The sequence below is a fragment of the Actinomycetota bacterium genome, from assembly GCA_012837825.1.
In the GTDB taxonomy this organism is placed as follows: domain Bacteria; phylum Actinomycetota; class Humimicrobiia; order Humimicrobiales; family Humimicrobiaceae; genus Humimicrobium.
The window spans coordinates 1-11,561 of sequence record DUQM01000068.1 but is presented as its reverse complement, the minus strand read 5'-3'; the positions used below and the strand labels follow the sequence as shown (position 1 = coordinate 11,561).

The 11,561-nt window shown below is 35.8% G+C and carries 10 protein-coding genes; all 10 read right to left on the bottom strand.

Features of this window, described 5'->3' with window-relative positions:
- Positions 1 to 445 precede the first annotated feature (445 nt).
- The 10 genes from rfbB to GXZ93_04985 all read right to left on the bottom strand — a co-directional run bounded on the left by rfbB (position 446) and on the right by GXZ93_04985 (position 11,529).
- Positions 446 to 1,429 (bottom strand): dTDP-glucose 4,6-dehydratase, encoded by a 984-nt coding sequence (gene rfbB / locus GXZ93_05030; protein ID HHT79144.1) that lies wholly within the window; start codon positions 1,427 to 1,429, stop codon positions 446 to 448.
- Positions 1,430 to 1,582: 153 nt separating this feature from the next.
- On the bottom strand, positions 1,583 to 2,038 hold the full coding sequence (locus tag GXZ93_05025) for a dTDP-4-dehydrorhamnose 3,5-epimerase (GenBank protein ID HHT79143.1): 456 nt from the start codon (positions 2,036 to 2,038) through the stop codon (positions 1,583 to 1,585).
- Between the two features lie 182 nt (positions 2,039 to 2,220).
- Positions 2,221 to 3,333, bottom strand: coding sequence for a DegT/DnrJ/EryC1/StrS family aminotransferase (locus GXZ93_05020; GenBank protein ID HHT79142.1), 1,113 nt, complete (start codon positions 3,331 to 3,333; stop codon positions 2,221 to 2,223).
- A 208-nt stretch (positions 3,334 to 3,541) separates the two neighbouring features.
- The gene (locus tag GXZ93_05015) at positions 3,542 to 4,645 is read right to left on the bottom strand and encodes an NAD-dependent epimerase/dehydratase family protein (protein HHT79141.1); all 1,104 of its coding nucleotides are present in this window, start codon (positions 4,643 to 4,645) and stop codon (positions 3,542 to 3,544) included.
- Between the two features lie 24 nt (positions 4,646 to 4,669).
- Complete coding sequence (locus tag GXZ93_05010; protein ID HHT79140.1) at positions 4,670 to 5,395, bottom strand: glycosyltransferase family 2 protein; 726 nt, start codon at positions 5,393 to 5,395, stop codon at positions 4,670 to 4,672.
- Positions 5,396 to 5,466: 71 nt separating this feature from the next.
- Positions 5,467 to 6,396: an SDR family NAD(P)-dependent oxidoreductase gene (locus tag GXZ93_05005; GenBank protein ID HHT79139.1), complete on the bottom strand. Its 930-nt coding sequence runs from the start codon at positions 6,394 to 6,396 to the stop codon at positions 5,467 to 5,469.
- A gap of 53 nt (positions 6,397 to 6,449) precedes the next feature.
- Positions 6,450 to 7,499, bottom strand: a complete 1,050-nt coding sequence (locus tag GXZ93_05000) for a GerMN domain-containing protein (protein HHT79138.1) — start codon at positions 7,497 to 7,499, stop codon at positions 6,450 to 6,452.
- Positions 7,500 to 7,669: 170 nt separating this feature from the next.
- The gene (locus tag GXZ93_04995; protein HHT79137.1) at positions 7,670 to 8,236 is read right to left on the bottom strand and encodes a hypothetical protein; all 567 of its coding nucleotides are present in this window, start codon (positions 8,234 to 8,236) and stop codon (positions 7,670 to 7,672) included.
- Between the two features lie 208 nt (positions 8,237 to 8,444).
- Complete coding sequence (locus GXZ93_04990; protein ID HHT79136.1) at positions 8,445 to 9,494, bottom strand: hypothetical protein; 1,050 nt, start codon at positions 9,492 to 9,494, stop codon at positions 8,445 to 8,447.
- 64 nt (positions 9,495 to 9,558) lie between these two features.
- Positions 9,559 to 11,529, bottom strand: a complete 1,971-nt coding sequence (locus GXZ93_04985; GenBank protein ID HHT79135.1) for a hypothetical protein — start codon at positions 11,527 to 11,529, stop codon at positions 9,559 to 9,561.
- Positions 11,530 to 11,561: the final 32 nt, after the last annotated feature.

The following is an 11,561-nucleotide window of genomic DNA, read 5'->3' as shown; positions in this document are numbered from 1 at the left end:
TTTCCCATTAGCCAATGGTTTTATTTCTTCTATAAAAAAGAATTTACATTCATTGTTCTCCGGAAGCAAATCATCTTCAATTAAAATAATATTCTTTATTTTTCTAAAAATCTTCATTTGGTAATTTTATTTAATATATTAATAGTTATTATCACAATAAATATACGCTATTTTATAAAATGCTCATTTATAAAAAATTATTAAGTATATTATTATTAGGTTATTATAAATACAATATAAAAACTAAAGTTATAAAAATTGTATTATTTTCCAAAAACAATAAAAGTATGAAAAAGATATTAATTTTAGGGGCTGGAGAATATCAGGTTCCATTAATATCTACAGCTAAAAAAACAGAAATCTACTTACAATAGTTGTAAGTCCAAAAGGAAATTACCCGGATTAAAAATAATCTTAAATTTGTTTTTTTAAAAAGCAGACTCTATTATTTTTTCAGCGGTCTCCACCATGATTCATTTTCTTTATACCAGTCAACTGTCTTCTTAAGAGCTTCTTCAAAATCATATCTGCATTCCCAGCCAAGTTCACTTTTTATTTTGGAACAGTCCACTGAATAACGCCTGTCATGACCCAGTCTGTCTGCAACAGGCTTAATCATTGATTCATCTTTGCCTGTAAGTTCTATTATTTTTTTGGTAATCCATATATTCGGTTTCTCGTTTCCGGCGCCTATGTTATATATTTCCCCTATTCTGCCTTTGTGCAGAGCAACATCAAGAGCGGCGCAGTTATCATCTACATAAATCCAGTCCCTCACGTTCATTCCGTCTCCGTAAAGAGGAACCTTTATATTATCAATAAGATTGGTGACAAACAAAGGAATAAGCTTTTCGGGATACTGATAAGGACCGAAATTGTTTGAAGTCCTTGTAACCATTACAGGCGTACCAAATGTTTTATAAAATGATCTGACAATCATTTCTGCACCGGCTTTTGAAGCCGAATACGGACTGTTGGGAAGAAGAGGATCTGTTTCTTTGAAGGAACCGTCAAGAATTGAGCCATATACTTCATCCGTGCTTATCTGGAAAAATAACTTTGAATTATGCTTTCTTACTGCTTCAAGTAGCACAAAGGTACCATACACATCTGTCTGTATAAAAACTCCGGGATTATCTATGGATCTGTCTACATGGGATTCCGCTGCAAAATTGATAACAACATCCACATTATTTTCAGAGAAGATTTTTTCTACTATAACAGCATCTGCGATATCTCCTTTTACAAAACTATAGTTGGGATTATTTTCAACATCTCTGAGATTCTCAAGATTTCCTGCGTATGTAAGCTTGTCAAGGTTTATGATTTTATATTCAGGATATTTTTCAATCATATAATGAATAAAGTTACTTCCTATAAAACCGGCACCGCCTGTGACAAGTAATGTTTTAAAGTTTCTTTCTTTCAAGACTCCTCCAAAAATTTTTTATTTTTTTAATAACCGCTTAATGATCAGCCCGGTCTACCTCATTTTATACATTCCTGCCTGAAACAGGCTAATCATATAAACATTATAATTGCAGAAATTATAATATAAATAAATATTACATGAACTTAAATATTATCCGTCTTTTCTGTCCCAGTTGTATGGTATCTCACCGCTGTGAGGAGCTACCCTGAATTCATCCGGTTCATCATAATTATATGTTTCTGTGGGAAGATTTATGCACATTGCTTCAGTCTCGCTTATGCATTTGAACCCGTGAAAAACATAATTGGGGATCTGGAGAAGGATAGGATTATATTCACCCAGGAAAAATTCATTTATTTCCTCAAAAGTAGGAGAGTCTTTTCTTGAATCATAAAGGACAACTTTCATCATGCCTTTTACAACAATAAAGGAGTCGGTCTGGATTTTGTGATAATGCCAGCCTTTAACCACACCGGGGTAAGCTGTGGTCATGTATGCCTGGCCAAATTTGATGAAAAGATCATCATCAGCCCTGAGCATTTCCATAAGTCTGCCTCTTTCATCAGAAACAACTTTTAATTTTTTGATTTTTACTCCCTCGATCAATTTTGCTCCTTCTTCTCAAGATTATTATTTAATTTTTATAAAAAGTTACTGCCTGTTATGTTCTATTGCCGGGATGCCCGGATTAACCTGCAAATAAGATATATTATAAAAAAACAAAAAGTTAATTCCTGATTTGTTAGACTTGCCTAACGTTAATTAATATTTGTAACAATATACCACAATTAAGAATAATTAAAGAAACTTCTGATGTTTTCTATTACATATTCCTGTTCTGCCTCTTCCATTTCGGGAAATATGGGAAGCGACATGATTGTAGCAACAGCATTCTCTGTAACAGGAAGACTTCCCTCTTTATATCCCAGATATTTGTATGCCGGCTGAAGATGTATTGCTACCGGATAATGTATAAGAGTTGTGATTTCTTTTTCAGAAAGATATTTTATAAGCCTGTTCCTTACATCCTGATTTTCGAGCTGTATGACAAACAGGTGGAAAACATGCCTTGAAGCAGGTGAGATCAGGGGCAGTCTTAAAGGCAGTCCTGCCAGGCCCTCCAGGTATTTTTCTGCTATATGAATTCTTCTCCTGGTCCATATTTCAAGCTTTGAAAGCTTAAAACGCAGTAGCGCCGCCTGTATTTCATCAAGACGGCTGTTAAATCCCCGAATAATGCTATTATATCTGTCTTTAAAACCATAGTATCTCAGAAGCTTTGCTTTTTTGGCAATCTCTTCATCGCTTGTGAGTATCATTCCCCCATCACCATTTGCACCAAGATTTTTTGAAGGATAGAAACTGAAGCAACCGGCATCCCCGAACGAACCGGTTTTCCTGCCATTAAATTCTGCTCCGTGAGCCTGGGCACAGTCCTCGATTATTTTTAGTCCGTGCTTTTTTGCAACAGAACATATAAGTTCCATATTGCAAGGATTTCCAAAAAGATGAACAGGCATTATGACCCGGGTTTTATCGGTTATTTTTTCTTCAATCAGATCAGGATTTATATTAAAGGAATCGTCGATATCGACAAAAACAGGAACAGCTCCTGCAAAATCTATTGCAGATACCGTGGGAACAGCAGTATTTGCAATTGTTATTACTTCATCCCCGTTTTTTATTCCACAGGCAAGAAGAGAAATATGAAGAGCTTCTGTTCCGGAACCGACACCTATGCCATACCCGGTTCCTGTATATTCTGAAAATTCCTTCTCAAAAGCTGTGCAATTCTCTCCGAAAATAAATGAACCCTTTTCAAAGACTTCCGAAGTAATCCTGTCAAAATCCGCTTTATAAGCTTTGTATTGCCTGGAAAGATCTGCAAATGGTACTTTCATACTGGTCAGAATTAATTAAATATTAAATATTATTAAGAATTGATTTTATAATTTATTTTAAATTCCGGCAAAAGTTTTTCCGCTGCTGTTTACGGTTTCTTTACTTTTCCGACCGGTGCAAAGCATATAACAAACTCATCTTTTCCATCTGTCGTCCTTCCCGTGTTAATAATTCATTTCCGTAAATAAGGAATTTGAAGCTGGCAATTTAAAAGTAATGTTCTTTATATTTTTTGTAGTAAGTGAAAGTTTTTTCAAGCCCTTCCTGCAAAGACACCTTTGGCTGCCATCCCAGCTCGTGTTTTATTTTTGAATAATCAGAATAAAAATCACCAATATCTATCTTTTTTCTTTCTTCAGGAAATGGTATTTCCGTAAAGCTGCCGCTTCCGGCGACCTTTATCATCATTTTTACGAGATTTTTAAGAGAGACGGGCTCAATTCCTCCGAGATTATAGAAGTTACCATCCGCCTGCTCCGAAGCTCCCGCTATAAGAAAGGCGTCAACAACATCGTCTATGAAATTAAAATCCCTTATCTGCTCTCCGCCACCATAAAGTTTAATTTCACTGTTTTCCAGGATTTGTCTGATGAACCATCCTATAAAACCCTGCCTGTTATGCCTGAGCAACTGTCTTGGCCCGAAAGTATTGACAAGCCGTATCGAAGCCGCCCTTATGTCATAAACATTATTATAAAGAATGTGATACCACTCTCCCGCCATTTTATTTATTCCATTTACGTCAGTCGGGTGGACTATATGGTCTTCATCAACCGGCAGGTAATTAGGTTTGCCATACTGCTGTCTTGTCCCCGCATATATTATCTTCACATCCTTATTATTATGCTTGCACGCTTCAAGTATTGTAAGCTGGCTTCTGCAGTTTATTTCAAGATCTGTCCATGGATCTATCATGCTGTCCATGTGGCTTACCTGTCCCGCAAGATTGAATATGATATCCTGCCCTTTCACAAGATAGAGCATTGTCGGATAAGTCCTCACATCTGCAATATTAAGACGGATTTTGTCCTTTACAGGCTCAAGATTAAAAATATTTCCCCCGTATTCTTCAATAAGGGAGTCGATTACAAGAACATCCGCTCCAAGTCCGCACAACCTGATTGCCAGATTGCTTCCTATGAATCCGGCTCCGCCGGTTATCAGAACTTTTTTCTTCCTATAAAAATCAAGAACCACATCCAGGTCTACAGGGCGGGTCTGCGCTTTACTATTATCTTCATTTTCTTTTAATTTTGCCAGATATTCAGATTTGGAATTGTGATTATTATTTTTTTTGCTTTTAATGTTCATGTCTATTAATAAATTAAAAAATTTTTAGTATTCTTTTCTTATCTTGATTCTGTACCAGAGCTTGAGAAGGTGTATTCCTGTATTGAAAATCCTTTTAAAATTAAAGAATTGTGATTTTCCGCTTAACCGGTAATAATGATTGACCGGAACTTCTGCAAATCTTGCTCCCCTCATTGTAAGCTTGCTTATCATTTCAACACAGACTACGCCGCTGTTATAGCGAAGTTCCAGATTTTCAAAAAGAGAGCGCCTCATCAGTCGGAAATCACAGTCAACATCCTTTATTTTAAAGCTGAAAAGCATTTTTGTAACATAATAATACAGTCTGCCTATTATTTTTCTGTAAAGCGGGTCGTTTCTTTCAATTTTATAGCCATTTACTATGTCGGTTTCGCTGCTCATTGCCTGTATAAGGCTTTCAAGTTCCAGGGGGTTGTACTGCGCATCTCCGTCTGTGTAGAAAATAAGTTCATATTCGGCATTATATATTCCGCTTTTTATTGCACCGCCATATCCTTTATTCTGCCGATGAGTTATTATCTTCAGATTTTTTATCTTAGGGTCAAGGCTTTCCAGAACCTGCTTTGTAAGCTTGTTTGAGCCGTCATCAACAAGTATTATCTCGTACTCGCTTGCATATTTTTCAAGCACACTTTCTGCCAGAAGAACCATGGTGGGAATTGTGCCCCAGTCATTATAAACCGGGAAAAAGGCAGATATTGAATATTTCTTCCGGTTATCAGTTCCCATTAAACAGTAATTGTCCTTTTTTATATGATTTATGCATTATACGTTTTTTATGCGCAACTATGTATGATTTTTCAGATATTTATATTATCCTTAAACCAGTTGTACGTTCTTGCAAGTCCGTCTCTTATTTTTACTTCAGGCTTCCATCCAAGAATAAGTTCCGCTTTGTTATATGAAAGAACGCTTCTTTTCTGCTCCCCTTCTTTAGCAGGACCATGCAATTCATGAAGGTTTTGTCTGCCTGATATCTCCTTAAGAATATTAAACAGCTCATTAACGCTTGTCTCAACTGCTGTCGAAATATTCATTTCACCTGTAAATTCACTTTCAATGGCAAGCAGGTTTACCTTCGCAACATCCTCCACATAAACATAATCTCTTGTCTGATTGCCTTCCCCGTTAATTATTGGCTGGTCTCCGCCGATTATCTTTTCTGAAAATATAGCGACAACTCCTGCTTCTCCATGCGGATCCTGTCTGGGTCCGTAAATGTTTGCATATCTTAAAGCAGTATATTTTATACCGTATGTCACATAGTAGTAATAAAGATATTTTTCTACGCTAAGCTTTGCGACTCCGTAAGGACAGATTGGTTTTGTATGATGAGTTTCATCAGCCGGAAAGTTTGTCTGTTCCCCGTATACAGTCCCCCCGCTTGAAGCAAAAATGATTTTCTTTGTTCCGTATTTTTTGCAAGCTTCAAAGATATTTATGCTTCCCAGTATATTTATGCTTGCATCATTTTCAGGATCTTCAACAGAATTTCTTACGCTCATCTGGGCGGCATTATGGATTAAAATATCCGGTTTTTCCGCTTCAATTATGCTAAAAACTTTAGGTTCACGTATGTCACATTTGTAAAACCTGGCATTACTGTTTACGTTTTCAAGCTTGCCGGTAGAAAGATCATCAATTACAACAACTTCTATATTGTTTTTTATAAGAAGGTCAGCGACATTTGACCCGATAAACCCTGCTCCTCCTGTAATTAATATTTTCAAACCCTTCTCCTTTTTTTGAAAATGTATCAGCTCTTAATATTTTTACTTGATTTTCAAGATTTTTCCAAGTACTTTTCATTTCTTATTGCCGGCAGTCTGAGATCGACATTACCGTATTCTTTTATTTCTTTGCCGTTTATAAAAAAAACAACTGCTCTTATCTCTTTTATCTCAGTCAATGTATTAACAATAGTATAGACTATATACTCATCCAGAATATCTGTATCCAGACTGTTGGAAAGAAATTCCTGAGACAGATTGATTCTGGCTATATCATTGGCTATTTCCACATCCATCAATTTTGTTCCCGGAGGGATTACTGCAAAATTATACTCTTCAGCAGGACCTTTTAAAAGTTCATTTACTGCATTGACGGCTGCATTTTTTATACTTCCTGCTACAATCGTCCTTTTTTCAGCATTAAACATTTCTTCATTTCCAAGCATTGCAAAATAAACATTGATATGCAATCTTTCAGGATAATCATCTTTGGAATCGTCTCTTCCCGTAATTGATTTAAAAAACATAATTACTTTCTGAAAAAAAGATAATGGTTCCTTTGTGTTGTTCTCACCAGAGTTCCCGGCAGGTTGGCTGGTGGAAGATTCTGATTCCGTAACAGATTCTTTTCCGGTCTGGGAACTATCGCTTTCAATGCTTAGTGATGACATCAGGTTTTCTTTCTGAATAGTTTCTTCTAATGATTTTGAGCCGGCAGAATCAGTGCTGCCTGATGCAGATTCACCGCTCTTTTTACTGAACAGCTCATTATCTACGGCATAAAAAGTAAAAAATCCCAGGAAAAACACAGCAATTATGAGTATTGTCATGATAACCGCTCTTGAAGCACCTGATTTTCTTTTTTTCTTTTTAACCTTGTATTCCGAGCCTACTATCTTTGATTCATATTTCTCGTTCCGGCCTCTTTTTAACCGGCTGCTTCGGGATGTACTTCGGGAAACGGCATCCTCATTCGGATATCGCCTGCCATCATATGCAGATCTTCTGCTGTCCGGCATTCCTCTGTTCCCTGAGGTTCCGGTGCTTTTTTTATTACCGTAGTATTTGTCCCAGTAATCAAAATCTTTTTTATCTCTTGCCATTTTTAAAACAAAAATAGTAGTTTAAGATATTTATTTAGCTATTTCTGTGCTGAAATTCTTTGATTCTTTAGTTCTTTAATTAATAAATCAATAGTATCACTAAAAGATAAATCATATATTACTATTTTTATTCTAAGTAAGCCGGGAGGTTTTTAAAAGAAATAAAATATTTATTTCAGTTTATATAGTGTTTTTATACTGGCAAGAGCATCAATGGCATCCTGGTATCTGGGATATATTTTTAATGCCTCTTCCAGCTGCTCGATTGCTTCATCTATCCTTTTTTCATACTCCAGCTGCATTGCATTGCCGTAATGTATTCTTGCCGTATCAGTAATAGTCTTTGCTTTGTCGAAATTGACTTCCATTTTTTCAATGGCTTTACTTATTATTTCAGGATCTACCGAGGATGTCGCCTGAAGGTTTGTTTTTGCAGTCCTGTATGCGCTTACTGCTTCAGCATATTCTCCGGCTTTAAACAGCTTGTCTGCATCATCAATGAACTTCTGCAAATTTTCAGGCAGGCTCCGGCTTGTGGTTGTTGTTTCCTTTACTGTTGTTGAAGTAGCAGACTGCTGCAACTTTGATGTCTCAGATTCAGAAGATTTGGTATCCCGGTCGGCTACTGCAGTCTGTTGCCCGGTCTCACCTGTTTTTGAACATGCCGATATTGTTAAGGGAGACATCAATGCAAATATTATAATTATTGCAAAATATAAAAATCTTTTTAATCTCATATCTTTTCTGCCTTTTTCTGTTTTTATTTTCCAATTAACGATATTGACTGAAGGGATTTTCCCGTTTCATTAAAATTCAGGCTTGCAAACCGGATACTTGCCGGTTAAAGCAAACATTTCATGATTTTATATAAAAATTAAAAAAAATTCCACAAATAGCTGTTTTCCAAAAAACGACCGGGTTTTCCCATAATTTTTACCGGCTGTGTTAATTAATGTAAAGTTTTGTGATTATTGCCTCAGGCTGGCAGTAGACCCTGAATTTGGAGAACCGTCCCTCACCCAGTCCCCTGCTGACCTGCAGGACAAAATCATTAAAATAAAAGAGGCCGGAGGCAAATTTTGTCTTTATGCTGCAACCTGATATGATGGCGCCTTTTCCCGGCACTCTTACCTGGCCGCCATGAGTATGCCCCGCAAATATTATGTCTGCTCCGTTCAGGGCAAGATTTGCCAGAGCATAGCTGTCGGGTGTGTGTATTAATGCTATATTCATGGATTTTCTGTTTTTTAATTCATGGCTTTTATTTGGGGAAATATTGAATGTTTTTTTATAAGATTCGGATTTTAAAAAACCGTCCTGCCTGATAATTTCAGGGTTGTCGTTTAATCCTTTAAGCGATTTTTTTATATCCATTTTATTTATCATGGGGTCGTCTACGCCAATTATTTTTATTTCAGGAAAACCCTCAATTTTTTCATTTAGCATTATGTTTTCATTTAAAAGCACTTTTATTCCTGCATTTTCAAGTTTGTTTTTCAGGGAAATGTAGTCATTCTTTCTGGAATAGGACTCTTTTTTTTTAAACATATTTCTTAAAAACTCGGAAGGTTTTTTATTATAATAATCATGTGCCCCGAATACGGCATAAATTCCATATTTCGCCCTGAAATTTTTAACAACATCCATAAGTCTGGGCTGCAGATTATCCTGTTCCACCATATCGCCTGTAATGAAAATAAGGTCATAGTAATCAAGTGAAAGTATTTTTAAAAAACCTGCAAGCCTGCTGCCTTTGTAATCTGTCCTTAAATGCAAATCAGACAGGTGAAGTATCTTCAGGGGTTTTGCCGAATCTGAAGTTTTGTCCGGATTATGCTGTTCCGAGCTTTCTGAAGCGTTTGTTTTAATATATATATTATTTTCCGTTACTTTAAAATTAACAGGCTCAAATCTGAATGCATACCAGAATATTACTGTCAGGCTGAACAATAACGATACAAAGAGGATGAAATATATTATAAAGATATCTGTCATTGGAATAGTTATTTATTTATTCTTATTTAGATCATTTTAAATTATACACTATGAAAGCAAGCTGTCAGTTTTTAGCTTTAAATGTATTTGAAAATATCCAGTAAAATGAAAGAAGAAATCCCGGAAGAATATATCTTTCAATCGAACCTTCAAATTCTTTTATAAAGATTATGGAGATAAATGAACTTATAAATACAAGACCTGTGAAAAGAAAAAATATAAGGCCGCCGTTTGTAAAAGCTTTTTTTATAGTCATAATGAAAAGAATAAGGAGAATAATAAGTATGGGTCCGTATGAGGAGCCCAGAAATGCCTTTGTGGAATCATAGGAAGAGTAAATTAATTCTGTGGTAAAAGAAGAAAAGGCTCTCTTAAAACCTTCAGAAATAATACTGTGGTTTATTCCGTTATTTATTATTTTTTGCCATTCAGTGCTTGCAAAGGAGAGATTCAGCAGTGACTTTGTCAGCAACCATGGAAGATTTATTGCAGAAAGGAAAAATAACGGAAGAAAAAGCTTTTTCAGAAAAAGTTTAAGAACTGTAAAAGGGGTATCGCCGTTTTTTACAAACTTTGCACTTATTTTATCTTTCCATTCCCTGTAATCTTCAGTTTCGGAGGGTTCCGAAAAACTGATGAGGACTTTTCTGAATTTTCTTTTAAGCGACGCTTTTCTCGAGATACCGAAAAAATAAACAATAATACATATGAGAAAGAAAAGAGCGCAGTAAACAAACCCTTCACTTCTTATAAGGCAGAGCATTGCAAAGAATACAGAACTGATATACAAATGAGAGTATTTCCTGTATCTGTCAATACTAAGCATGTTCAGCCCTTTCGTCAAAGATTCGGCTCCGGGGTAGATATTCCGGCCGGCAGCATTGTTAAAAGTAATATTTCCGCTTGTAGGCCTGCCTTTAAATACGGAGTCCAGGTCATTATATATTTTGAAATCAAATGACATTCTTATCTTTTTTTCATAAAAATAGTATCTGATGTCTTCAATAATCCCCTGTTTTCTGACGGTGCTTTCATTTATCTCCGACATTTCATTTGATACATAGGTGGAAAAGAAATACACCGCTATAAAGAGAACTGTTGAGTATAAAAGATTTGTATATTCCAGATAGCCGTGGTCTGCAATAACAGGGATACTGCTGAATATAAAAGCAAGAATACCGGCAAGAAGATCGCCGAATTTCTTTTTGAAGAAATTAAATACAAGAAAAATTGAAGATAAATAAAAAATTGGAAAGATGATTTTTACAAGATTTTCATTTACATTGCCAAGCCAGATATAAATCCATGTCTGAATAAGGGGAAGATAAACCGGATAGGAATTGTGGGCAAATCCATAATCGTGATCCAGGTAAAATGTGAAAATGTTTTTATCAATAAAGAATGCTTTCGCTTTAAGGCTCCAACAGGATATAGCATCCCAGAATCTTATGGGAAAGAGTAAGGCAAAGAACAGGACGGCAAGACAGTTTACTGCGATAAGGATGATTATTATGGATTTGATGCCATTAATAGTCCCCGGGTCATTTTTGAATCTTTCAAACTTTGTTTTAAAGCCAGGTTGTCCCAGACTTAATTGTTCAAATCTATATTCCGGCTCATAATGTTTTTGGGCATTTTTCTTAATAATCCTCATTCGCCTTAAGTCCAGGTAAAAAACATTATCTATGCTGCCGGCAGAGAATTTAGCAACTTCAATCAGCCTTCTTTTATATTTGGCAAATATGAATACGGAGATAATAAGAAAAATGCCGCTGAACACCGATATTTTTAAGAAGCTGAAGCTTATGCCCAGGAGGGAAAGCATGTTCAGATACAGGGTGGAGACTAAAGTACCAATAAAAAAACTCAAAATAATGTTTAAAACTGAGCCGTAAATGCTTTTATATCTCATATATGCTTCTATGTCGCTTGCTGCAAGCCTGGAGCGGACAATCAGGAAATAAGAAAAAGGATATCCTATAAAAACAAATGACGCTATTGCCGGAACCAGTTTTAATAACTGTAATATTGCCATGAATCTTGAAAATATAAATTTTATACTATATT

Excerpts from the sequence above, each read along its gene's own strand:
- GXZ93_04995 (HHT79137.1), bottom strand. The coding sequence starts at position 8,236 with ATGAGATTAAAAAGATTTTTATATTTTGCAATAATTATAATATTTGCA.
- GXZ93_05015 (HHT79141.1), bottom strand. The coding sequence starts at position 4,645 with ATGAACATTAAAAGCAAAAAAAATAATAATCACAATTCCAAATCTGAA.
- GXZ93_05000 (HHT79138.1), bottom strand. The coding sequence starts at position 7,499 with ATGGCAAGAGATAAAAAAGATTTTGATTACTGGGACAAATACTACGGT.
- GXZ93_04985 (HHT79135.1), bottom strand. The coding sequence starts at position 11,529 with ATGGCAATATTACAGTTATTAAAACTGGTTCCGGCAATAGCGTCATTT.
- GXZ93_05020 (HHT79142.1), bottom strand. The coding sequence starts at position 3,333 with ATGAAAGTACCATTTGCAGATCTTTCCAGGCAATACAAAGCTTATAAA.
- GXZ93_05010 (HHT79140.1), bottom strand. The coding sequence starts at position 5,395 with ATGGGAACTGATAACCGGAAGAAATATTCAATATCTGCCTTTTTCCCG.
- GXZ93_04990 (HHT79136.1), bottom strand. The coding sequence starts at position 9,494 with ATGACAGATATCTTTATAATATATTTCATCCTCTTTGTATCGTTATTG.